Annotated in this window: 22 protein-coding genes; 17 read left to right on the top strand and 5 right to left on the bottom strand. The window is 56.4% G+C overall.

Translation table 11 applies throughout. From position 1 onward, the window contains the following. Positions 1 to 7: 7 nt before the first annotated feature. Entirely contained in the window at positions 8 to 1,951 is a 1,944-nt protein-coding gene (metG, locus tag R2K26_RS08650; protein WP_316519614.1) for a methionine--tRNA ligase, read from the bottom strand. Between the two features lie 331 nt (positions 1,952 to 2,282). Here metG and R2K26_RS08645 point away from each other — a divergent pair, with 331 nt between their 5' ends. From R2K26_RS08645 to R2K26_RS08570, 16 genes are all read left to right on the top strand, one after another. After that, positions 2,283 to 3,167 carry a pyridoxamine kinase gene (locus R2K26_RS08645; RefSeq protein WP_316519613.1) on the top strand — a complete coding sequence of 295 codons (885 nt, stop codon included), beginning with the start codon at positions 2,283 to 2,285 and terminating at the stop codon, positions 3,165 to 3,167. 451 nt (positions 3,168 to 3,618) lie between these two features. Further along, a complete protein-coding gene (locus R2K26_RS08640) occupies positions 3,619 to 3,915 on the top strand; it encodes a hypothetical protein (protein WP_176819672.1) in 297 nt (98 codons plus the stop codon). Between the two features lie 20 nt (positions 3,916 to 3,935). Beyond that, positions 3,936 to 5,174 (top strand): PBSX family phage terminase large subunit, encoded by a 1,239-nt coding sequence (locus R2K26_RS08635; protein WP_396897237.1) that lies wholly within the window; start codon positions 3,936 to 3,938, stop codon positions 5,172 to 5,174. Next, positions 5,162 to 6,253: a serine/threonine protein phosphatase gene (locus R2K26_RS08630; RefSeq protein WP_316519611.1), complete on the top strand. Its 1,092-nt coding sequence runs from the start codon at positions 5,162 to 5,164 to the stop codon at positions 6,251 to 6,253. Before R2K26_RS08635 ends, R2K26_RS08630 begins: the two co-directional genes overlap by 13 nt. After that, on the top strand, positions 6,250 to 7,227 hold the full coding sequence (locus R2K26_RS08625) for a hypothetical protein (protein WP_316519610.1): 978 nt from the start codon (positions 6,250 to 6,252) through the stop codon (positions 7,225 to 7,227). Before R2K26_RS08630 ends, R2K26_RS08625 begins: the two co-directional genes overlap by 4 nt. 16 nt (positions 7,228 to 7,243) lie before the next feature. After that, on the top strand, positions 7,244 to 8,245 hold the full coding sequence (locus R2K26_RS08620) for a phage major capsid protein (protein ID WP_316519609.1): 1,002 nt from the start codon (positions 7,244 to 7,246) through the stop codon (positions 8,243 to 8,245). A 66-nt stretch (positions 8,246 to 8,311) separates the two neighbouring features. Continuing rightward, positions 8,312 to 8,674, top strand: coding sequence for a hypothetical protein (locus R2K26_RS08615; RefSeq protein ID WP_316519608.1), 363 nt, complete (start codon positions 8,312 to 8,314; stop codon positions 8,672 to 8,674). Then, the gene (locus R2K26_RS08610; RefSeq protein WP_316519607.1) at positions 8,671 to 8,994 is read left to right on the top strand and encodes a hypothetical protein; all 324 of its coding nucleotides are present in this window, start codon (positions 8,671 to 8,673) and stop codon (positions 8,992 to 8,994) included. Before R2K26_RS08615 ends, R2K26_RS08610 begins: the two co-directional genes overlap by 4 nt. Next, positions 8,975 to 9,655, top strand: a complete 681-nt coding sequence (locus R2K26_RS08605) for a hypothetical protein (protein WP_316519606.1) — start codon at positions 8,975 to 8,977, stop codon at positions 9,653 to 9,655. Before R2K26_RS08610 ends, R2K26_RS08605 begins: the two co-directional genes overlap by 20 nt. A gap of 99 nt (positions 9,656 to 9,754) precedes the next feature. Continuing rightward, positions 9,755 to 10,264, top strand: a complete 510-nt coding sequence (locus tag R2K26_RS08600) for a hypothetical protein (protein WP_316519605.1) — start codon at positions 9,755 to 9,757, stop codon at positions 10,262 to 10,264. Continuing rightward, positions 10,261 to 11,151 (top strand): hypothetical protein, encoded by an 891-nt coding sequence (locus R2K26_RS08595; RefSeq protein WP_316519604.1) that lies wholly within the window; start codon positions 10,261 to 10,263, stop codon positions 11,149 to 11,151. The genes R2K26_RS08600 and R2K26_RS08595 overlap by 4 nt, the downstream gene beginning before the upstream one ends. 13 nt (positions 11,152 to 11,164) lie before the next feature. Then, positions 11,165 to 11,491 (top strand): hypothetical protein, encoded by a 327-nt coding sequence (locus R2K26_RS08590; protein ID WP_176819681.1) that lies wholly within the window; start codon positions 11,165 to 11,167, stop codon positions 11,489 to 11,491. 1 nt (position 11,492) lies between these two features. Further along, a complete protein-coding gene (locus R2K26_RS08585) occupies positions 11,493 to 11,831 on the top strand; it encodes a hypothetical protein (protein WP_316519603.1) in 339 nt (112 codons plus the stop codon). Next, positions 11,828 to 12,886 (top strand): baseplate J/gp47 family protein, encoded by a 1,059-nt coding sequence (locus R2K26_RS08580; protein WP_316519602.1) that lies wholly within the window; start codon positions 11,828 to 11,830, stop codon positions 12,884 to 12,886. The genes R2K26_RS08585 and R2K26_RS08580 overlap by 4 nt, the downstream gene beginning before the upstream one ends. Positions 12,887 to 12,895: 9 nt before the next feature. Then, on the top strand, positions 12,896 to 13,450 hold the full coding sequence (locus R2K26_RS08575; RefSeq protein ID WP_316519601.1) for a hypothetical protein: 555 nt from the start codon (positions 12,896 to 12,898) through the stop codon (positions 13,448 to 13,450). 15 nt (positions 13,451 to 13,465) lie between these two features. After that, positions 13,466 to 13,933: a hypothetical protein gene (locus tag R2K26_RS08570; RefSeq protein ID WP_316519600.1), complete on the top strand. Its 468-nt coding sequence runs from the start codon at positions 13,466 to 13,468 to the stop codon at positions 13,931 to 13,933. 318 nt (positions 13,934 to 14,251) lie between these two features. Here R2K26_RS08570 and R2K26_RS08565 read toward each other — a convergent pair whose 3' ends face one another. From R2K26_RS08565 to R2K26_RS08555, 3 genes are read right to left on the bottom strand one after another with little or no spacing between them, the layout of a single operon-like run. Next, complete coding sequence (locus tag R2K26_RS08565) at positions 14,252 to 15,967, bottom strand: trypsin-like peptidase domain-containing protein (RefSeq protein WP_316519599.1); 1,716 nt, start codon at positions 15,965 to 15,967, stop codon at positions 14,252 to 14,254. A 23-nt stretch (positions 15,968 to 15,990) separates the two neighbouring features. Further along, complete coding sequence (locus R2K26_RS08560; RefSeq protein WP_316519598.1) at positions 15,991 to 17,592, bottom strand: HAMP domain-containing sensor histidine kinase; 1,602 nt, start codon at positions 17,590 to 17,592, stop codon at positions 15,991 to 15,993. A 23-nt stretch (positions 17,593 to 17,615) separates the two neighbouring features. Further along, positions 17,616 to 18,305, bottom strand: coding sequence for a response regulator transcription factor (locus R2K26_RS08555; RefSeq protein ID WP_176819688.1), 690 nt, complete (start codon positions 18,303 to 18,305; stop codon positions 17,616 to 17,618). Between the two features lie 415 nt (positions 18,306 to 18,720). Between R2K26_RS08555 and R2K26_RS08550 the strand changes: the two genes are divergently transcribed. Continuing rightward, positions 18,721 to 20,124: an MATE family efflux transporter gene (locus R2K26_RS08550; RefSeq protein ID WP_316519597.1), complete on the top strand. Its 1,404-nt coding sequence runs from the start codon at positions 18,721 to 18,723 to the stop codon at positions 20,122 to 20,124. Between the two features lie 234 nt (positions 20,125 to 20,358). On the opposite strand, the gene R2K26_RS08545 is transcribed toward R2K26_RS08550, so the two are convergent. Then, positions 20,359 to 23,520, bottom strand: coding sequence for a glycosyltransferase family 39 protein (locus tag R2K26_RS08545; protein WP_316519596.1), 3,162 nt, complete (start codon positions 23,518 to 23,520; stop codon positions 20,359 to 20,361). Positions 23,521 to 23,716 lie beyond the last annotated feature (196 nt).

Raw genomic sequence — 23,716 nt, 5'->3', positions numbered from 1 at the left:
ATTTTCCTTAGCGAATTTTGGAGCCTGCCGGGGTGCCGTCCACAAATACGACGCGCACATCGTCCTCGCCTGCGTCTGCCGCAAGGATCATGCCCTGGCTTTCCACGCCGCAGAGCACGGCGGGCTTCAGGTTCGCGACGACGATGACGGTGTGACCGATGAGGTCTTCCGGCTTATACCACTTCGCGATGCCGGACGCGACCGTGCGGGGTGTGGAGGTGCCGTCGTCGAGCGTGAGCTTCAAGAGCTTCTTTGCACGCTTGATCGGTTCGCAGGCAACGACCTTTGCGGCGCGCAGCTCAACCTTTGCAAAGTCTTCAATATTGATCTGGGCAAGACCCTCAATTTCCTTCTTCGGCTCTTCCTTCGGAGCGTACTTCGCTTCCACAGCGGCAATCTTCTCGCCCATCTCCTTCGGATCGATACGGGCGAAGAGGATCTCCGGCTTGTCTGTTACTTTACCCCCATTCGGGTAAACGCCGAACGTATCGAGCGTATCGTATGCGCGCAAGGTCGTGCCGAGCTGTGCGACGATCTTCTCTGCGGTGTCCGGCATAAACGGTGTGAGGAGCGCCGCGCCGATCGTGATGCTTTCCACAAGATTATAGAGAACGGTGGAAAGTCTGTCGGCTTTCGCTTCGTCCTTTGCAAGCGCCCACGGCATCGTTTCGTCAATGTACTTATTGCAGCGCTTGAAGAGCGTGAAGATTTCGGAAATGGCATCTGCCACGCGTAGCTGATCCATCTTCGTCTGCACGCTGTTCTTTGTGGCGAGCACAACGCTCTTTAAATCGTTATCGACATCTTCTACGACGTTTTTGTTCTCTACAACGCCGCCGAAGTACTTGTTTGTCATGGAAATGGTGCGGTTTACAAGGTTGCCGAGCGTGTTTGCAAGGTCGGAGTTCGTGCGTTCGATCATCAGATCCCACGTGATGGTGCCGTCGGATTCAAACGGCATCTCGTGCAGGACAAAATAGCGCACCGCGTCTACACCGAAGAGGTCTACAAGGTCTTCTGCGTAAATGACGTTGCCCTTCGATTTGCTCATTTTGCCGCCGTTCATCAGAAGCCACGGGTGACCGAACACCTGCTTCGGCAGCGGCAGGTCGAGCGCCATGAGGAAGATCGGCCAGTAGATGGTGTGGAAGCGGATGATGTCCTTGCCGATGAGGTGCAAGTCTGCCGGCCAATCACGCTTGAACTGCTCGGTGGAATTGCCGTCGCAGTCGTAGCCGATGCCGGTGATGTAGTTTGTGAGCGCATCGAGCCAAACGTACACGACGTGCTTGTCGTCAAAATCGACCGGAATGCCCCACTTGAAGGAGGTTCTGGAAACGCAGAGATCCTGCAGGCCGGGCAGGAGGAAGTTGTTCATCATTTCCGTTTTGCGCTGCGGCGGCTGAATGAACTCCGGGTGCTTATTGATGTAGTCGATGAGGCGGTCTGCATACTTGCTCATCTTGAAGAAGTACGCTTCTTCCTTTGCGGGCTTGACCTCGCCGCCGCAGTCCGGGCACTTGCCGTCGACAAGCTGGGACTCGGTGAAGAAGGACTCACACGGCGTGCAGTACATGCCCTCGTAGTGGCCCTTATAAATATCGCCCTGCTCGTAGAGCTTTTTAAAGATCTTTTGTACCTGCTTTTCGTGGTAATCGTCCGTGGTGCGGATGAATTTATCGTAGGAGGTGTTCATCACGTCCCAGTTCGCCTTGACAATCTTCGCGACGTTGTCGACATATTCCTTCGGGGTGATGCCGGCGGCATTGGCCTTTTCTTCAATCTTCTGGCCGTGCTCGTCCGTGCCGGTCTGGAAGTAGACATCGTAGCCCTCCATGCGCTTATAGCGCGCAATGCTGTCGGCGAGCACGATCTCATACGTGTTGCCGATGTGCGGGCGGCTGGAGGTGTAGGCGATAGCCGTCGAAATATAATACTTCGGTTTATTCATGGGTGGATCATTCCTTTACAATGTATTTTCAAGAGGATTGATTTTTTCAACGGTTGAATGTATTCACGGTTGAATTTATTTAACTGAATAGTACGGCGGAAAGTGCCGAGAGGATCATCAGCCCGGCCAAAATCGCCGCGCCGATGCGAACGATGAGCTTGCGTTGCTTTTCGGTTTTCATAGAAAGCTCCTTTCGCGGGTGCAGGGCATGCCTGTACGTGTACCCTTTATTTTACCATTCTTTTTTTCACCTGTAAACCGCTAATTGACTTTATTTTCCGCCGCGGTTACAATAAAAGCGGAAATACTTTTGAAATGAGGGAAAAACCCGATGCAGTTTTTAAATACAGAAGAAAAACCGCGCCGCGCGGCGGTCATCAACGATCTTTCCGGTGCGGGGAAATGCTCGCTTACGGTGATGCTGCCGGTGCTGTCCGCCTTGGGGTGCGAGACATCTGTGCTGCCGACGGCGGTGCTTTCCACGCACGGCGGCTTTAAAGATCCCGTGTACCGCGATTTGACGGACGATATGCTGAAAACGGCACAGCACTGGAAGCGCGAGGGGGCCGAGTTTGAGGGCATCTGTTCCGGGTACCTCAGTAGCCGCGAGCAGATTGACACTGTGCGGGAAATCTTCGAGCTGTTTACGGACGAACACAGTTGCCCGCTGCGCCTTGTAGACCCCGTGATGGGCGACAACGGCACGCTGTACGGCATTTTTAATGAAGAAACGGCGCAGAGCATGACGAGGCTTTGCGAAAAAGCGGACATTTTAACGCCGAACATGACAGAGGCGTATTGCCTTTTGCACGAGCCGTTTAAGAACGGGCCGTATGATGAAAAGGAGCTTAAAAGAGTAATGAAAGCCCTTTCCGACTTTGGACCGAAGATCGTCATTCTGACGGGTGCGTATACGGACGGGGAGAAAATCGGCGCGGCATGCTACGATAGGGAAAAAGACGAGACGGCGCTGGTGCTTTCCGACCGCGTGCCGGGCAAATACCACGGCACAGGGGATATTTTCGCGGCCGTGATGCTGGGGGCGATGTTAAACAGCAAAACGGTAAAGGAAGCCTGCGCCGCCGCCGTGCGGTACACCGCAAAGTGCATAGAAGAAACGAGAAAAGCGTGCGGAGACAACACCGTTTGGGGCGTGAAATTCGAGAAATGTCTGCCGTTTTTGATGCACGATGTGCTCACGGAGAACGACGAGTAAAGTCTTTGGTCAAGTTTTCTTCAGAAAACTTGCGGGTTCTTAGGGCAGCGCCCTAAGTCGCTTTCCGCAGAAAGCGAAATCTTATTGCCTAACAAAAAACTAAGAAGGTAGGCTAAACAGTCCGGAGGACTGTTTAGCCGTAGGAAACCCAGTTGCATGGGTTCCCTGAAAGGGCGGCTCAAAGCCGCCCTTTTTATATAGCTGTGCGCATGCGTTGACGCGCGCTATCTCTTCTTTTTCCTCAACCAGAGGGAGCCTGAAATTAAATAAAACCGCCGGACATCGCAGGACATCAGAGGACATTGCAGGACATCGGAGGACATGAATTTGAAAAGTTTCCCTTTTGAGGGAAACTTTTCTGCGTTTTGGGGGTATGGGTGAAGAGACAAACAGGCGGGCGAAAAAACGAACGCCGTTTGGCGCTTCAAAACTTTCAGAGAGGATGTGGAACATGGTGAACGAAACGGCGAAGGAGGGCTTTCGCAGATTGGCGTTCGGCGGCATTCACGATGCCGTAAGGCTGCTCTTTTGCGAGGACGTGAACCCGCGCACGCTGAAAAACATGGATCTGTTCGCCGTCTCCGAAATTCGCAGACCGAAAAACGGCGGCATGGAAATTCGGTTTTTTGACCGGATCGAAGCGCTGCGGCTCCTCAGCGAGCTCGAGACGAGCGGGACGGGTGCACAGGCGCTGCTCTCCGCCATTGAAAGCGGTGCGGCGGCGCTGAAAGACGGGGATAAGCCGTGACGCCGTTTTCCGAAAAGCAGATGCAGGTCTTGTGCTGGTGGGGCGAAAAAAGCCCGCACCGGAATAAGCTTGCCGTCATCTGCGACGGCGCGGTGCGCAGCGGCAAAACCACCTGTATGGGGATATCTTTTTTTCTGTGGGCGATGGCACGCTTTCAGAATACGAGTTTTGCGGTGTGCGGCAAAACGATCCGTTCTGTGCGGAGAAATGTGGTCGCGGAGCTTATACCAAAGCTAAAGTCTATGGGCTTTTCCATGCGCGTGCGGCAGGCAGAGAACGAGATTATCCTATCGTATCAGGGCAGAGAAAACCGCTTTTACCTTTTCGGCGGACGAGATGAATCGAGCGCGGCGCTCATTCAGGGCATGACGCTCGGCGGCGTTTTGTTTGACGAGGTGGCGCTGATGCCGCGCTCTTTTGTGGAGCAGGGCATTGCGCGCTGTTCGCTGAAAAACGCGAAGCTGTGGTTCAACTGCAACCCGGAGCACCCGCAGCACTGGTTTTACCGCGAGTGGATTTTGAAAGCCGAGAGCCGAAACGCGCTTTACCTACACTTTACGATGGAGGATAATCCGTCCCTCGGTGAAGATGTGCGAAAGCGCTACCGAACGATGTTTTCGGGCGCGTTTTACAGCCGGTTTATTGAGGGCAAGTGGACGGCGGCGACGGGACTGATTTACCCGTTTGCGCTTGACCTCCTGTGCGAAGTGCCGAAAGCGGACTTTGAGCGGTATGCGGTGTCCATCGATTACGGCACGGTAAACCCGACCTCCATGGGCCTTTGGGGGCTTTTGTGCGGCGTGTGGTACCGCGCAGACGAGTATTACTTTGACGCGCGGCTTGAAAACATGCGGCGAACGGACGAGGAGCACTTTAGGGGTTTTTTGGAGCTCATTCGCGGCAGAACACCCGATGTGATTGTATGCGACCCCTCGGCGGCGAGCTTTATCACACTTTTGCAGAGCCGTGGTTTTGCAGTGACGGCGGCGAAAAACGACGTTTTAAACGGCATCCGCATGACGGCAACGGCGCTGCGCACGGGGCAGATCAAGGTGACAAAGGGCTGCGTGGACGCGGTGCGGGAGTTTTCCCTCTACCGCTGGGCAGACGACGGCGCGCGAGATGTGCCAGTGAAGGAGAATGACCATGCCATGGACGACATCCGCTATTTTGTCTCCACGGTGCTCGGCGCGGGCGAAAGCTTTGCCTGCGCGGTGCAAAGGGAGACGGGGAAAGGAGTTAGCATTTGGGATTTTTGAAAAAGGAGAAGCGCACGGCCGTTTCGGTGCAGACGCAGGGCGGGTACCCGCCGGTGCTGCCGGTGACGGCAGGCGAGCGTGCACTGTACCGTGCCTTGCGCGAGCAGGTGCCGATCATCGACGCGGCAATCTACAAGCTGGTGCGTCTTATCGGCGGGTTTGAGGTGTATTGCCCCGAAAAGCACACGGAAAACGCGCTGCGCGGGTTTTTAAAAACCGTGCCCGTAAACGGCTGCAACATGGGCATCGATAACTTTTTATCGGTCTATTTTGAGCAGCTTTTAACGTATGGCAATGCAATTGGGGAGATCGTACTCGCAAACGGGGAAATTCGGGCGCTGTATAATGCGTCGCTCGAAGACCTCGAGATTCGGCTCGTCTCGCCGCTTGAAACGGGCGTGTTCGTCGTAAGGGACGGGCGTGCGGAGCCGTGCCGCTACCCGGAGCTCATTTTGACTTCGGCGTTAAACCCGATGCCGGGCAGCGCGATGGGAAGCTCCATTTTAAAGGGCCTGCCGTTTGTGAGCGAGGTGCTTTTGAAAATTTACCGCACCGTCGGCATCAACTGGGAGCGTATGGGCAATGTGCGCTTTGCGGTGACGTGCAAAAACGAGGGCTACATGAACGCGGGTGACCGCGCGGGGCAGCTTGCAAAGGAGTGGAGCCGTGCGATGCACGGCCCCGGCGTGAGCGACTTTGTGGCGGTGGGCGACGTGCAGATTAAAGCCATCGGCGCGGACGGGCAGCAGATGGACAGCGAAGTGCCCGTGCGGCAGATGCTGGAGCAGATTGTGGCGAAAATGGGCATTCCGCCGTTTTTGCTGGGGCTTTCGTGGTCCTCGACGGAGCGCATGTCGAGCCAGCAGGCGGACATGCTGACGAGCGAGCTGACGGCGTACCGCAGAATTTTGGAGCCGGCGGTTTTGAAGATCTGCAAAACGTGGCTGCGGCTAAATGGTCTTGACGACACGGTGGAAATCGATTGGAACGAGATCACGATGCAGGACGAAGTCGATCACGCGAACGCGGCGTATCTCATGGCGAAGACGGAGCAGCTTTTAAAGGAGGGGGAAGCTTGAGCGAAACGGTAACGGCGGTACAGCCGGATAAAGCGGCGATGGAGAAGATCAACCTTTACACGCGCCGCGCCTATAAGCCGGAGGAGGTGTACACGTTTTCGGTCGTTTTGTGCGACAACGAGGTGGATAGAGACGGTGAGTGCTTTACGAAAGAGACACTCGAGGAGCTTGCGAAGCTGTTTGTCGGCAAGACGGGCATTTTAGACCACGAGCCGACGAGCAAAAATCAGACGGCGCGCGTGTTTGACGCTGCGGTGAAGGAAATTCCCGGAAAGGTAACATCTTTAAACGAGCCGTATGCGCAGCTCACAGCACAGGCGTATGTGCCGCGAAACGACGGGACGAAGGCGTTTATTGAATCCATTGAAAGCGGCATACGCAAGGAAGTCAGCGTGGGGTGCGCAGTGAAAAAGCGCGTGTGCTCCGTGTGCGGCGCGGAAAGCTGTGTGCACGTGCCGGGAAAAACGTACAACGGCAAGCGCTGTGTGCGTATTTTAAGCGGCGCGGCGGACGCGTATGAATTCTCATTCGTGGCAGTGCCTGCACAGCGCGCGGCGGGCGTGGTAAAGAAATTTTCGCCGCGCTTTGAAGAATCGGAGAAGAAAAAGGAGGTCAAAACGGTGTACGACATTGTAAAAAAGCTTGCGGACGGCGAAGACAGCGTGACGGTGGCGAAGGAGGAGCTCAACATGCTCAAAACGGAGCTGAAAGCGCTTTTCGACCGCGCGGAGTGCGGCGACCGTTACCGTGCGGCGCTGTGCGAACGCATCTATAAGCTGAGCGCCGTGGCGCAGCCGGAGTTTAAACGCAGACTGACGGAGGCGATCACAAAGTCGCTCGGCATTGCAGAACTGGAAGAAATGGCGGCGGCGCTCGCAAAGGCGGCGGAGCGCAAAATGCCCGTAATGCCGCAGCTGGCAGCGGAAAAGACGGAAGACATGAACGCGGCAGACGACGGCGCGTTCCGCATTTAAGAAAGGAGACTATACAATGGCATTTGAAAACATTACACTCGAAAAAGGCATGTACGGCGTGCCGGGCAAGAATTTTACACAGGTTTTGGAGGAGCTGGACGGCTCCCAGAACTACGCGGGCACACCGTTTGCGGGGCTTGACGCATACCAGAGACAGCTTAAACGCTTCGGCATCCGTGTGAGCGGTGCGAACTGCGACACCGTGGAGAAGTTTTTTACCTCCTCCCAGAGCGCGGCACTGTTCCCGGAATACGTCGCCCGCGCGGTGCGCCAGGGCATGGAGATGGCGTCTTCTCTGCCGGACATCGCGGCGACCGTGACGAAGATCGACACGCTCGATTACCGCACCGTGCAGACGGCGACGGCTTCTGACCAGAAGATTGAAGACCCCGTAACGGAGGGCGCGGCCATTCCGGAGACAGTCATCAAGACGGCGGGCTCGCTTGTGACGCTGCATAAGCGCGGCAGACTGATTGTCAGCTCCTACGAAGCGCTGCGCCACCACAGACTGGACCTCTTTACGGTCATTCTGCGCCAGATCGGTGCGTACATTGCGCGCAGACAGATGAAGGACGCAGTGGACGTGCTGTTAAACGGCGACGGCACGAATACGGGCATCACCGTGACGGCGCTTACCGCTGCGCCGACCTACAACGACCTTGTGACGCTGTGGGGCAAGCTTTCCGACTATAACTTCAATACGATTCTGGCCGGAACGACTGCTTTGCAGGCGCTCCTTAAGATCACGGAGTTTAAGGACGCGCAGGCGAGCCTCAACATTAAGGGTGCGGGCAAGCTCATCACGCCGCTTGGCGCGACGCTCATCCATGTGCCGTCCATGGACGCGAAGAAGATCATTGCGCTCGACAAGAACTGTGCGCTTGAGATGGTGCAGGCGGGCGATGTGCTGACCGACTATGACAAGCTTATCGACCGCCAGATGGAGCGCGCGGCCGTGAGCGCCGTGGCGGGCTTTGCACAGATCTACGGCGGCGCCGCACAGGGCCTTAGCTACTGATTTTATTCGATTCTGGCAAGCCGTACCGCTTTGGTACGGCTTTGCCGAATAAAAAAGGAGGGGCAAATGGAGATACGAAACGTGCTGGAACGGCTGAAGCTTTTGACAAATGACGACCGCGAAGACCTGCTTTTGATGCTGAGCGGCGATGCGGTGCAGCGGCTGAAAGCGCGCCTTTGCTGCACTGTGGAGGAAGAAAATGCGCATGAGGAGGCGCTGTGCGCAGCGGCTGCGGCGCAGGCGGCGTATCAGTTTTGGCTTTTGGAGGAAGCGGCATCGCCGAAAAGCCTGACGGCGGGCGAGGTGCGCGCGGAATTTGACAAAGGCAGCGAAAGGGCGCTCGCCTATGCAAAGCAGTGCGAGCGGGCGGTGTCCGGGCTTTTGCGTGACGAGGATTTTTACTTCGGCGTGGCGGAGGGCACGGTGTGAGAAATGTATTTTTGAGGGCGCAGCAGATGACGGCGGAGATAAGCGGCGAGAAGGTCGTTTGCCGCGGCGTTGTGCATCGCCTGAAGGAAGACAAAACGGCCCTGCAGGCGGAAACGGAGACGTTCGGCGGGGCGATGAAGCCGCTGTATGTCTACTTCGGCGACGGCAAAGTGCTTTGCGGCGCGGAGAACGCGAGGCTGACTGTGGGCGGCGAGACGTTCCGCGTTTTATATGCCGAGGAAAAAAGCGGGATTTGCGGGGCGCTTTACGTGCGCGCGGTGCTGGAAAAGGAGGAAAAAGATGACGGGAACGGAGCTTAGTGCGGCGCTTGCGGAAAAGCTGAAAGCGCTTTTGCCGGATTGCGCGGTGCGCCCGGCGTTTACGGGCACGCTGCAAAGGCTTCCGCAGCGTGCCGCGGTGACGGTGGGCGTGATGCAGGAGGAAAACGCGGACGGTGTGTTTGAAACGGTGCTCGGCGTGCAGCTGTATGCGCGCGAAAGGAACGACCACGCGCGGCTGTTTGACGCGGTGTGTGCGGCGGTATCGTCTTTGCCGTGTGCGCTGCGCAGTGTGAAGCGGAGCGAGACGACGTACTCGGCGGCGCTCAGTTGCCTTGTGACGCTTTGCACGGTGCAGGCGGCGACAGGTGCGGCGGATAAAGCACGCGCGGCGGTGATGATCGGCGACAAGGTATTTACGGCGGACGCGGTGAAGGTTTCGCACGAAGCGAAGGTCAAGCGCTATTACGCCATCGGCGAGGAAAATCCGTATGCGGCGGTGGCGGGCAAAGCGGTGTACACGATTGTGCTGCACGGGTTTTCGGGCGGCGAGGAGGCGCTTCCCGGCGAATTCACACTGCAAACAGGCGGCGCGCGGTACACGCACTGCGTTTTAAAAGCGGCGAGCGAAAATAAGCTTGTGATAGAAGCGGGTGCGTGTGAAAAAATCACACAGCGAACACAAAGCGGAACGGAGGCATAAGGTGGAAGAAGAAAACAAAAACGCACAGGCGCTCTCCGGCATTTTGGAGCGCGAGGAGCGGCGATATCCCGCGCTGCTTCGTGCGGACAGGAGGTTTGCATGAACCTGATGACGATGCAGTTTGGCAGCTTTGTGTTTCCGATGAACCCGACGGAATTAAAACTTGAGCGGGCGTGCCTGTTGCGTGAGACGGTGGGTGTTGACGGCGAAGAACGTGTGGAGGCGGTCGGCAAGCGCAAGGCGCGCGTAGCAGGCAAGGGGCACTTCACCGGGGAGAATGCGATGGCGCTTTACCGCGAGTTAGAGGCGCTTTTCGGTGAAACAGATACGCTGTACTTGCCGGGGCACAGGCCGTTTGAGGCGGTTTTGAGCGAGCTTGCGCTTATCGGCGTGCCGGAGAAAAACACGGTGCCGTACACATTCGCCTTTGTGGAGACAACGGGGAAAAACGAAGCGATCTCCGGCCGGACATACCGCGCGAAGGCGGGCGAGAGCCTGTGGGATTACGCGTATTTTACGGGCGTTTCGATTGACCGCTTGGCGGAGAATAACCGGCATATCGCGTGTATTGCGGCGCTGAAAGACGGCGAGGAGGTGCATGTTCCGTGACGGATTTTTCGCTTGAGTTTGTGTTTGCAAGCGGTGAAAAACATTCGCCGAAAGAGGAGCCGAGCGAATGGCTTTTAAGAAGCGACGCGGACACGGTGGCGAACAGTTTGACGGTGCGGTTTAGTGTGGGAAAGCGGCTTTTTACGGAAGAACCCGTGGGGGCGGTGCTTAAAAAGGATGGCGCGGTGCTCTTTGACGGTATCGTGGACGAACACCGCGTGAAATGCCGGAACGGCGCGCGCACGGAGGTCTTCTTCCTGCGCAGCCGCGCGGCGCTTTTGCTTGATAACGAGGCGGCACCGATGGAACTTAGATTGCCCTCGCTGCGGCTTTTGGAGCGGATGTATCTGATGCCGCTGGGGCTGCACGCCGTGGGCGGCGACAGGCGGCCGGTGGAGGGCGTTTTGACCGTTGAAAAGGGCGTGAGCTGTTTTGAAGCGCTGCAAACGTTCTCTGAGAGATATCTAAACTGTACGCCGTATACGGACAAAAGCGGTGGCGTGCACTTTGAAAGCTACGTGCCGAAAACGGTGAAGCCCGACCGGGTGACGGCGCGGGAGGTGATTTTTTGCCCGTACAAAATGCTGAGCGGTGTTACGGTGCAAAACGCGCAGACGGGCGCATACAGCGCGGAATATCACGACCCTTTGGCCCCACAGGTGCGCGTGCGGTATCTTTCCGCCTATGCGAAAACAGCACCGACAGCGCTTTTAAATGAAAGCCGCAGGGCGGCAAAGCGACTAAAGCTGACGTGTGCTTCTTATATAGACGGGAACATGGGGGACACGATGCGGACGGAGGAGCTTGGCGAGGTGCGGCTCATCTCCAAAAACGTTTTGCTGCGCGGGAAAGACGTGAAGACCGAGCTGCATTTTGAACCGGTTTAAAGGAGGCATGAACATGTGGCTGACGAAAAAGGAGACGGCGGAAAAGGCCGAAAGTGTGAAAACGGGCGTTGTGACGACGGGCGGCGGGGAGATTTCCGTCTGCACGGAGCTGGAGCGCCGTGCACCGACTGTAACGGTGCCGTACGGCATGGCGGTGAGCGTGCCGCAGGGTACGGAGGCTGTGATGACCGGCGGTGTGTGCCTTGGCGTTGTGAACGACGCGGGAACGCTTTTGCCCGGCGAGGTGCGGCTGTTCTCAGCGGGCGGTGCGGAGATCGTTTTGAAGCTCGACGGCACGGTCGTCATCAATGGGCAGGTGTTTGAGAAAAAGGAGGAATAGCGTGGAGGTCGTGATTTTAAACGGCATAACGCAGACGGCGGCGACAGGGCTGCCAAAGACGGCCGAGGGGCTTAACGCGCTTATGCAGCGTGCGTATAACCGCATTTGCCTAAAACGCGGCGCGTTTTGCTATGACCGCGTGCTCGGCAGCCGGTTTTATATGCTGGATGCATCGGACGAGCACGCCGAGGAGCGGGCGCTGCGGTATGCGCAGGCGGCGCTGTTGCCTTTAGCCGGTGTTGAGGCGGTCTCCGTGCGGCGTGAGGGGGAGCAGTTTATCTTCGGACTCCAGACGATGCTCGGCACGGAGGAGATTGCGGTGAAAGGGGCGAAAGTGTGAAATTTGAGGAAATTTATGCGCACATGGCGGCGGAATACAAAACGCTGGCGGGCGCGGAGCCCGAGGACGCGGCGGACGTTTCGATCCGTCTGAAGGTACTGGCGGGCGAGTTGTATACGGTGCTGTGCGCGGCGGAATCGCTGAAGCTGAATTGCTTTCCGCAGACGGCGGCGGGCGAGGCGCTTGACCTGCACGCCGAAGAACGCGGGCTTGTGCGCAAGGACGCGGTGAAATCTGTGGGCACGCTGACGTTTTCGCGCCGAACGGCGCTGAGCTACGCGGCGGAGATCCCCGCGGGCACGGTGTGTGCGGCAAGCGGCGAAAACGCGGTGGAATATGAAACGACGGAGGCGGCTGTGCTGCCCGCAGGCGCACTGACGGTGACAGCGGCGGCGCAGGCGGTTTTGGGCGGCAGGCGCGGCAACGCGGCAAAGGGTGCGGTGAACACGCTCATCACGCCGCCAGCGGGCATTGAAAGCGTGACGAACGATGTGCCGTTTACGGGCGGCGCGGACAAGGAGGACGACGAAACGCTGCGCAAGCGCCTTTTGCGGTGCTTTTACGCGCTGCCGAACGGCTCGAACACGGAAACGTACCGCCGTGCGGCGCTGATGACACCGGGCGTGAAAAGCGTTCAGGTGGTGCCGCGCGCAAACGGTGTGAACACGGTGGCGGTGTACCTGTACGGCGACAACGGCGCGGTGACGGACGAGGTGCTCGGAAAAGTCGGAGAGACGCTCGAAAAGCTCAAGGAAATCAGTGTGGACGTGACAGTGGCTGCAGCGGTGGTCGTGAAAAAGCCGGTGACGGTCTACGTGAAGCCGAAGGACGGGTGCGCGTTTGAAGATGCGAAAGCATCGTGCACGGCGGTAATCACAGCGTACCTGAATGCGTTTGAGGTGGGCGAGCCGTTTGTGACGGCGGGGCTAATCCATGCGGTGATGGAGACGGGCATAGCACAAAACTGCACGGTGCCGGCGAGCGTGGCGGACTTTACGCCGAACGCCGGGGAGATCGTCACGGCGGGCGCTGTAAATGTGCTGGAGACGCAGTAAGGAGGGCAAATGACGGAACCGGAAAAGCGCATGCGCGCGATGCTCGAAAAAACGGGGCTGTATTTTGGCGAAGACAAGTGGCTTTCGGCAGAGCTTGCGGCGTATGCAAAGGGGCTTGAACTCGTGTATGATACGCTTTCTCATGTGCGGCGCGACGTGTTTGTGCAGACGGCGGAGGAGGACGGGCTGAAAGCGTTTGAATCGCTGTTCCGCGTGGTGCCATCCGTGGACAGCACGAAAAACCGGCGCGCGATGCTGCTGACCCGCGGCGCGGTGACCCCCGCAGACCACACAGTGGAAGCGATGCAAAAGCAGCTTTTGGCGGCAGGCATCAACGGGAAGCTCGTCCCGCAAAAGGGCGGCGTGCTGAACATAAATGTGCTCTCTACCATGGGCATTTCCGAAGCGGCGGCGGAAAGCGAAGCGCGCGCGTTTTTGCCTGCGCACCTCAGTTTGGTGTTCGATTTCGGCAAAAACACGTGGGACGCACAGGACGCGGCGGGGAGCTCGTGGAATGTGCTCGACCTTCGAAACAAGACTTGGAATGCGCTCGACGTTTTATGAGCGGAAAGGAGAAACATGGCAGCAAGTAAAAAATCAACGGTTCTCGGCCTTTGCCTTTGGGAGGGGACGGACAAGCCGCGCCGTGTGGATTTTGTGGCGGACAACGAAGCCATAGAGTCGCAGCTTGGCGGGCACATTCAAAACGATAACCTGCATTTAAATGACACGCGCAGAAAGCGTTTAGATGCACCGACGGAGGTGCGCACGTACACGGGCACGGGTGCGGCCTCGCGCACGATTTTATTCGGCTTCAGTCCGAGTGCGGTGATCGTTTTTGCGGTGGGCAAGCCGTTTTCGCAGGCGACGACGGGCTGCACAAAGCAATACGCCGGCATAGCGGCAGGCGGCCAGAACAGCCTTGGCGTGACGCTTTCCACGGCGCAGGTGACGGTGCGCCAGACCCAAACCGCCCCGACGGACGGCAACGGCATGGCATCGCTGAACGAAAGCGGCGTAACGTACGCGGTGTTGGCGTTCAGATAAGGCGTTATATCATTTTCCGCGAGGAAAATATCATATCGAACAAAGAGAGATATAGCATTAAAAAAGAAGCGCGCAGCTTTTGGAGGAGCTGCGCGCTTCTTGGGTGGTTTTGTGTTATTCTTTGTTTTCGAAAGGCGGTCGCAGACCGCCTTTTAGGGAACCCATGCAACCGGGTTCCCTACGATTCAATAGTTCACCGGACTATTGAATCTACCTTCCTAGTTTTTGGGGAGGCAAAGGGGTTTCACCCTTGGAACCGGACAAGCTTTTGAAAAAGCTTGAGCAAAACTTTATTTGCTCGCTTGCCGCAGGCAGGTGTTAGCCTTGCGTTTCGCCTTTATCTTCGAGCAGGGTGACGGTGACGGTGAATTCTTCGCCGCCTACGCCGCTCTCGTTCGGGCGGAACAGGTGGATCTCGGCGGTATCGCCGGGCTTATAATTTAAAAGTGCGTTTGCGAGCTCTTCAAGCGATTTCGTTTCGGTATCATCGATGGCGGTGATGATGTCATACGCCTGCACGTCTGTGCCGTTAAAGCAGCTGTCTTCGTCGATCTCGCTGATCATGAAGCCCTGCGGGACGTCATACATGGCGGCCTGCATCTGGGTGATGGCGGTGCCTTTGATGCCGAAGCGGACGCGGCCCTGCACATAACCGCCTGCAAGCAGGTCGTCTATGATGCTCTTTGCACCGGTGATCGGGATGGCGAAGCCCATGCCCTCGTACTGCTCGGAGACGATTTTAGCGGAACTGATGCCAATGACCTGACCGTGTAAGTTGACGAGCGGGCCGCCGGAATTGCCGGGATTGATGGCGGCGTCGGTTTGGATATACGTCATGCCGTTCGAGCTGTACGAGCCGACAGAACGGTTAAGACCCGAGATGACGCCGCGCGTGATGGAGCCGGAGAACTGCTCGCCGCCCGGGTTGCCGATGGCGACGACCCACTGGCCCATGCGCAGGTCATCGCTGTCGCCGAACTCGGCGGGCATGTAGCCTGTGCCGTCGATTTTGAGCACGGCGAGGTCGGTGGTTTTATCGAACCCGACGACGACGGCGTCGTGAAGTTCACCGTCATACGTTTTGACCTGCACGGAAACGGACTTGGAATTTAAAATGACATGGCTGTTCGTGATGATGTAGCCGTCTTCCGTTGCGAAAATGCCGGTGCCTGTGCCCTGCGTTTCGCCGCTCTGCGTGATGACAAGCACGGTGGACAGGATAACCTTATCGTACACGGCATCGATATCGAGCTCGGCGGTATTCGGCTCTTTATCTAAGGTGATGCCCTCCGTATTCGGGGTGACGGCGATGTCCGGCGGGGTGAAGCTGTCGTCCGTATCGGGCGTTTCGTCTTCGCCGGGCGTTTCACTGTCGCTGCCGTCGTTTTCATGCGGGAAGTTCGGGATGAGCTGATCGCCCGGCAGCGTTGTGACGCCGTAATCGCGGTTCACGGCGGCGTAGATGCCGTAGGAAGCAAAGCCGATGACGGAGCCCGCGACGAGGACAGACATGACGATGATGAGAATACGCAACCCGAGCGGCATTTTCCTTTTTTGCGGCGCTGGATGCGGATACGGATTTTGCATATTCTGCGGGTACGGCGGGGGATAAGCGCCCTGACCGTAGGGCGGCGGGTACTGCCCCGGCTGCGGCTGGGTGTTGTAGTTTGCATAGCCATACGGCGGGTTACCGTACTGCGGGGCGTTTGGCTGCGTGTTGTACGGGTAGGGCTGATACGGCGGCTGCGGGGGATAATAGCCGGTATGTTGAACGGGCTGCGGCTGCGGCGGAATGTTCACGTTCGGGATGGGCCGGGCTTCCGGCGCCTGCTCGGCATTCGGGAGCGGCTCTGCCGTGGGGGCATCGGAAACGGTCGGTTCCGGGGTGACAGTCGGTTCTGCGGGAGCGGCCGGTTCATCAGAAACGGTGGGCTCTGCGGGAATGGTCTCCGCGGTTTCCAGTGTTTCGGGGATATTGTCTTCGGAAGAAGCAGGCTCCTGCATTTCCGGGGTTTTGTTTTCAAAATCGTCCATGGTGTGATACCTCACTTTTGGATTTATTTCTGATCGGGCTCTTTATTATCTTTGTGGCCGTGGTGCTCCTTTTTGGGGCGCTCCGAGATGACGGCATCTTCGACCGGCACGGTGACCGGGATGGAGCCGGTATTGTACTTCAACTTCGGGGGTTCCTGCGGCTTCGGAATATAGAACGAGAAGCGGGTGTACTCGTTCACGACGGAGGAGACGGAAATGTCGCCGCCGTGGAGCTTGATGATGGTGCGGACAAGGTATAGGCCGAGACCCATGCCGTTTTTATCCTGACTTCTCGATTTGTCGGTCTTATAAAACTTCTCGAACACGAGGGGGAGCTCATCGGATTGGATGCCGGAGCCGCTGTTTTCGATGGTGACGACGATGCGGTCGATGCTGTCCGAGACGTTGAAGGAGATGTAGCCCTCGGTGTTTGTGAACTTGACGGCGTTTTCGACAAGATTATAGACGACCTGATGCAAAAGGTCTTCATCGCCGTGCACCTGCATGGGCTGCAAAGTATCAAGTCCGCGGATGTCAATCTTCTTTTCGTCGATGCTCTTTTCAAACGTGAGCACGGTGGAGAGGACGGTCTCGGAAATATCGAAATCGTTTGGGCGGAGCTTCAGCTCGCCGTTATCGATGCGGGAGAGATTTAACATAGTGCGGACAAGACGCGAGAGGCGCTTGACCTCGTCGGAGACGATGTGCAGGTAATGCGACTGGCGCTCCGGCGGAATGGTGCCGTCCAGAATGCCGTCGATGAAGCCCGCGATGGTTGTCATCGGGGTCTTTAACTCGTGCGAGACGTTCGCGACGAAGCTGCGGTTCATGCTTTCGCTGCCGGAGAGCGAATCTGCCATGTTGTTGAACGCGGTGGCAAGCTGGCCAATCTCATCGTTGCTTGTGACGGGCACGCGGATGGAGAAATCGCCGTCGCCGAAGCTTTTAGCTGCGGCGGACATCTGCCGCAGGGGCTTGACGAGCCGGTAGGAGAAGAGGCCGACGACAACGAACGCCAGAATGAACGCGGCGGCTGCGGCGATGAGGAACATTTGCAGTGCGGCGAACTGATACTCCGTGAGGGAGGCAGCGTTCATGGCGGCAAAAACGGCACCGACGGGCACTCTGGTGCTGTTTTCGCCTCCTGCCTCGGAAGATGATGTTTCGGCGGCGGAATAAAGCGGCACGCCGACGACGTAGTACGGGGTATCGTAAATGCCGTTTTTGCGTCCGTCGCCGGTATAGGAGCCCTCGGACGCGCACTTTACGATGTCGGCCGAAATCTTCGTCTGCGGGGTGAAGTTTGCGCCGATATTTGAGGTGCTGTTGGCATAGGCGCCGAACAGGACGTTGCCCTCGAGATCGGTGACGAAAATATCGGCATCGATATTGAGAGAGAATGTGCGCACAAAGATTTTCAGAAGCTCCGGTGCACCGTTATTCGTGATGTCTACGGAAGAAGTGATGGAGGACATGGATGAGGCGCTTTGCGTGAGCAGCTTGCGCTTGTCGTTTTTGGTGTATTGCGAGAACGCCAGCATCATGACGCTGCCGAGCACGATGAAGCTGGCGAGCACGATGACCATGGTGACGCGCAGGTATTTTCCGAACAGGGATTTTTGCAAGGGGAATCCTTCCTTTCGCCGGCTTATTCTTTCACTTCAAACTTATAGCCGACGCCCCAGACGGTTTTAAGCGACCATTTATCGGAAACGCCTTCGAGTTTTTCACGCAGGCGCTTAACGTGCACGTCTACGGTGCGGGAATCGCCGTAATAATCAAAGCCCCACACTTCGTCGAGGAGCTGGTCACGCGTGAAGACGCGGTTCGGGTTCGAGGCGAGATGATAGATGAGCTCCATTTCCTTCGGCGGAGTGTCAATCTGGACGCCCTTGACCTTGAGTTCGTAATTTGTGAGGTTGATGGAGAGATTCTCGTAGTGAACTTCTTTCACCTGAGAGGATTCTTTTTTGCCAATGCGGCGGAGGACGGCGTTGATACGCGCGATGACCTCTTTTGTCTCGAAGGGCTTTACGACGTAATCGTCCGCGCCGAGCTCTAAGCCGAGGACTTTATCGAACACTTCGCCCTTGGCCGTCAGCATAATGATGGGGCACTGGGACTTTTTGCGGATCTCGCGGCAGACCTGCCAGCCGTCGAGCTCCGGGAGCATGATGTCGAGCAGCATGAGGTCCGGGTTGACGGAATCAAACATTTGCACGGCCGCCTTGCCGTCGTTTGCAATGGCTGTTTCAAAGCCTTCCTTTTCAATATACAATCTTAAAAGCTCACAGATATTTCTATCGTCGTCTACGATCATGATTTTGCCGGATGCCATAAATTTCTACCTTCCTTATTCCAATATTGCGGGGCGAAAAGCGACCCTGTTTCCTCCCGGAAATCCCCTGTTTGTGCAGAGTATGACCAGTTTGTATTTATTGTACCGATTTATTGCGTCGAATGCAAGAACAAAAGGTGAATATTCTGTGACGATAGGGCTTGTTTTGGGGCGCGGAATTGGTGAAAATGCGCGTTTTTATGCGAAGTGTTGCGGCGGAAAATAAAGTGTGTTATACTGTATCAGTTCGATTTTAGACTGTTGAACAGGATAACGGTCGGACAAAATGAAAACTAAAGGCTTTAAACAGCGTACTTCGCCGTGCTTGCGGCGAAGTCTTTTCATGCGAAAAAACCGCGTTTGGAGCGTAGAGATTTGCAAAAGAATTTACAAAAAAGAAAGGAAGTTTGATTTTATGGCGGAAAAAACGGTAAAGCTTGAGGACCCGGCAAACAACCGCATGGGCTCTGCGAAGATGCTGCCGCTGATTTTGACGATGGCGCTGCCGGCAATGTTCTCGATGCTGATTCAGGCGCTTTACAACATTGTGGACAGCTACTTTGTGGCGCAGGTGAGCCAGAACGCGCTGACGGCGGTCTCGCTGGCGTTCCCGATTCAGAACCTGTTGGTGGCATTCGGCGTGGGCACCGGCGTGGGCGTGAGCTCACTCATTTCCCGCAGACTCGGCGAGCGTGACCAGGAGGCGGCGGACAATGCGGCGACGCACGGCATTATTCTTTCCGCAATCACGTATGTGGTCTTTGCAATTTTCGGTGCGATCGTGGCGCGTCCGTTTACGGCGCTTTACACGCAGGACGCGGAAGTGCTCAGCATGGGCACGACGTACATCACGATTGTGACGGTAGCATCGTTCGGCTTCTTCTTTGCGGCGGTCATTGAAAAAATGTTACAGGCGACGGGCAACATGGTGATGCCGATGGTCATTCAGCTTGTGGGCGCGGTGGCAAACATCATCTTTGACCCGATCCTCATTTTCAACTTCAACATGGGCGTGGCCGGTGCGGCGTATGCGACGGTTGGCGGCCAGATCCTTTCGATGATTGTGGGCCTTTGTATTTTGTTCTTCGGCAATCACGCGATTGCGCTGGAATTTAAGGGCTTCCGTTTCCACGGCAAGACGATGAAGGACATTTACGTTGTGGGTCTGCCGAGCATCGTGATGAACGCCATCGGCACGCTGATGACCATGGCAATGAACGGCATTTTGGCGGGCTTTTCCGCGGTGGCCGTGAATGTGTTCGGTGTTTATTTTAAATTGCAGTCCTTTGTGTTTATGCCGGTGTTCGGCTTGACGCAGGGGCTCATGCCGATTATGGGCTACAACTACGGTGCGCGCAACAAGAAGCGTGTGACGGGTGCGGTAAAGATCGGTTGCGTGATCGCGCTTATTATCGAGATTGCGGGTCTTATCGTGCTTGAAATCTGCCCGGGCGCGCTGATTTCCATCTTTAACGCGACGCCGGAGCTGCACGAGATCGGCGACCCGGCACTTAGAATCATCGCGATCCACTTCCCGATGGCGGCGATCGGCATTACGCTTTCGACGTTGTATCAGGCGACGGGCCACGGCATGTACAGCCTTGTGCAGTCTGTGATGCGTCAGCTGGTTGTGCTGGTGCCGATGGCGTGGCTGCTCTCGAAAATCGGCCTCGGCGCTGTGTGGTTCTGCTTCCCAATCTCCGAATTTATTTCGCTCATTGTGACGGTTACATTCTTTGTAATTCTCTACAACAAGGAAATTAAGAACCTCGATAAGCCGGTGAACAGTGCGGCGGCGACGGAGTCGGTGAAGGGGTAAGTGAGCTGAAATAGAGCGGGCAAATAAAGTTTTCGACGACCTTTTTCAAAAGGTCGTCGATTCCAAAGGCAAGACCTTTGGTCGAGCTCCGCAGAGCTCGAAATACTTTTGCCAAACGCAAGATCAGGAAAATAGAAGAACCGTCCGGGGGACGGTTCTTCGTAAGAAACCCTATCAAGGGGGTTCTTGAAGGGCGGCTTTGTGCCGCCCTTTTTATATATGCTGTGGTTTACGTTAGATAAAGAACCAGCTGGGGAGCCATTCTAAAGCGTTGGCGTAGTTCTGCGTGGTGAGGGTGCCGGTGAGCACGGGGTAGAACGCGATGAACATAAGAATGTGCACGAGGACGCAGGCAAGCAGAAGAATTCTGCCGACTGTGAGCGTGACGGCGCCTTTTGTGAAGACGACGCGGCGCAGGGAAGCCGTTTCTTCAAGGCGCTGATACGCGATGAGGAACGCGATGAGAATGAACGGCACGGCAGTGAAATAGTGGTAAATGAACGTGCAGCGCGGCACGAGTACCCACGGCAGATACGCGGACAAGAAGCCGATGACACAGATGAGCGCGGTGCGGGAGTGCCGTTTTACGGCCCTTACGAACGCGTACACGGTGGCGGGCACGCACGCCCAGAAGAACAGCGGGTTGCCGAGCACCGAAATGGTGCGAATGTGGCCCTCGCTGTCGGCGCTGTAATTGCCGTAGTACCACACGTTGCGGATGTCGAACGGCCATTGATACCACGGGGACTCAAACGGGTGGGTCGCCTGCAGCGTGGAGTGGTAATTGTACATATGCGTTTGGTACGCGATGAACCGGCCGAAAACATCGTAGCGGTTATGCGGCAATGTGGTGAGCGGCAGGAACGCCGTAAAGTAGATGCCGAACGGAATGGCGATGAACAGCAGGCAGCACCAGAGGCAGAGCTTTATGGATTTATTAAGGAGCGCTTTCTGCACGGCGGCGTGGCCTTTCTCTTCGCGGTAAGAGACGATGAGCTTGCCGAAGAACAGCACGGCGAGGCCGACTGCGCCATAGGCGACCGTCCACTTGCTTGCGATGCCGAGCCCCATGAAGATGCCGCTTAAAAGCAGCGGGGGCAGGAGCTTTTTGAAGCTGTCGGTTTTTAAATCGTGCTGAATAAACACGAGCATGGCGTCGTACATTAAAATGATGAAGAACACGGCATAGGTATCGATGGTCGTGATGCGTGTTTGGACGTAGTGCATGAAATCGAACGCAAAGAGGACGGTACCGGCGGTGCAGAGAAACGTGGAGCCAAAGAGGCGCTTTAAGAAATGGTAGAGCGCAGGGAGCATCAGAATACCGAACAGCGTGCCCATGAAGCGCCAGCCGAACGGGTTCATGCCGAAGATGCGAATGCCGACCGAGATGATGAGCTTGCCGAGCGTGGGGTGCGTGTTTTCGTATGGCTCGAGTCCCAAAATGTGCTCATAGGCGGTGCGGGCGTGGTAGATTTCGTCGAAATAGGTGGAGTTCATGTAGCTTGGGTAGAGCGGGACGGTGTTTTGCTCATCCGTGAGCTGCCACGCGTTGCCGGAGACGGCGGTGAGCGTTGCAAAGCCGGTGCCGTCTGTCTTTTTGAGCGCGAACTCGTTGATGGCGAGGTCGTCGCACATCGACGTGATGCGGATATATTTGCCGACGGCGGCGACGGAGACGTTTTTCCACGCATAGACGCTGCCGTCCGTGTTTTCGGCGGCGGTCGTCCAGTTGACTTGATCGTTTGAAACCTCAATCTTCATATTGGTGCCGACGCGCTGGCCGATGCCGTTATCCGCGGGGGCGATGCCGGGCAGGTAGAAAATTTCACTGTACGCGTCGTCGGTCTCAAAAACGGCGGATTCGCCGTTTTGGGGCGTCCATATGGTATTGGCGGTCTCGTGATCACCGAGATTCGTGAACGCGACGATGCCGTAAAGGAGGGTAACGACGGCGATGCAGAGAAGATCGACACGCGTCAGGCGGACGTTATGATTCTTGTCGGTGATGAGGGAGAATTCGGGCGCTGCGGCGGGCTTTGCGTGCTGTTCGGCCGAGGCGGCTTTCTGCGTTTTAAACGCAGGGAGCGGGCGCAGGGCTTTTTCGGAAATAAAGCAGCGGTACGTGATATAGAGCATATAAATGTACAGGAGCACGTGCAGCGCGGAGAGAAACAGGATTTGAATGGACGTGGGGGAAATGTAGGCGTTATTGAGGTACAACACATAGGCAACGTTCAAAAAATGCACCGTGGATGTGCCCGCGAACAGGAGCAGGAAGCGCTTTTCCTTTGTGAAAGCGTAGGTGAGCAGCAGGCACAGGAGCACGGGGAACAGATAACGCTCGTGCATTTTGACGCAGAAAATGTAGACCGTGAACATTAAAACGGTGGGGCAGGCGAAAACGGCGTCGTCGCGCTTCGATTTCAGCAGTAAGAGGCCTGCGAGGACGGTTGCGAGCGGCACGCCGAATTGCAGCCAAGTGCTGTGCTCCGGCAGGGCAGCCCAGTTGAGCCCGAAGAGTGCCCAGACGTTATAGGCGTTGATGGTGTAGTAATTATAATAATCGATGGTGCCGGTGTAGATTTCGATGAGCTTTAGGTAATCGAAATTCTTTATAAACGGCGTGGAGAACAGGAGAATCGTCACAAGGGCGATGATGGGCCCGAGGACGAGGCTTTTCCAGTCCTTTTTGCGGATGACCCAGAAAATGAGCACCGGCGCGAAAATGAGCATCTGCGGCTTACTTAAGATGCCGAAGCCGTAGACGAACGCGGCGAGCGGCGTGTGGTTGTACCAGAGAAGCAGCAGTGTGCAGAGAAGGAGGAGCGCACAGAAGCTATCGGCCTGACCCCAGACGGAGGAATTGACGATGACGGCGGGGCAGAAAAGATAGGCAAACGCGATAAGGAGTGCGCTTTTTTCACCGAGCTTTTTGCGGGCGAGCACCCAAAGTGCCGCGGCGCAGGCGATGTCCGACAAAATGGGCGCGAGTTTTATCATGAGCGTATAGCTCTGCGCGTATTGGTCGACACCGAACAGGCGGCGGAACGCCTCAACGATGTAGAGCACGTAGAGATAGCCGGGGGGATAATCGAGGAAGAAGTCCCGGTAATACATGTTATTAAAGCCGTAATCGTGCGTATAGGCGGCCCACGCTTTAAAGCAGGAGATGTCGGCCTCGAACCCGTTGATGTTGTAGCCCAGAATAAAGCGCAGGATAAGCCCCAAAGCGAGCACGGCACAGAAGACGGACACGGGGGGCAGGCCGAAGACCGTAGCTTCCTTTATACGGGCGCGGCGGACGGGGGCGCCCTCCGTTTCCGGCGCGGCACGAAAGCCGAGCCACAGCACTGCCGCAAGGAACAGGGCGGCGAGCAGAATTTGTATCGTCATGGTTTTTGTTCCTTTCTCAAATTTATTTGGTTACGGGCTTGACCCGCACCTTTTTTTCATGTAATCTTATAGCAGAGGGGATGCGGAAAAATCCCCGTCTGTGTACGCTCATTATAGCATAGGTTCTAAATCGCTTCAACTGAATTTTGGAGTGTTTCAACACACGCGTGGAAAACGTTTTCACGCAGGAAAGGAA

The organism is Neglectibacter sp. CSJ-5 (assembly GCF_032490475.1).
GTDB lineage: Bacteria > Bacillota > Clostridia > Oscillospirales > Acutalibacteraceae > Hominenteromicrobium > Hominenteromicrobium mulieris.
The sequence above is the reverse complement of the archived record's forward strand: the minus strand, read 5'-3'. Positions and strand labels throughout refer to the sequence as shown.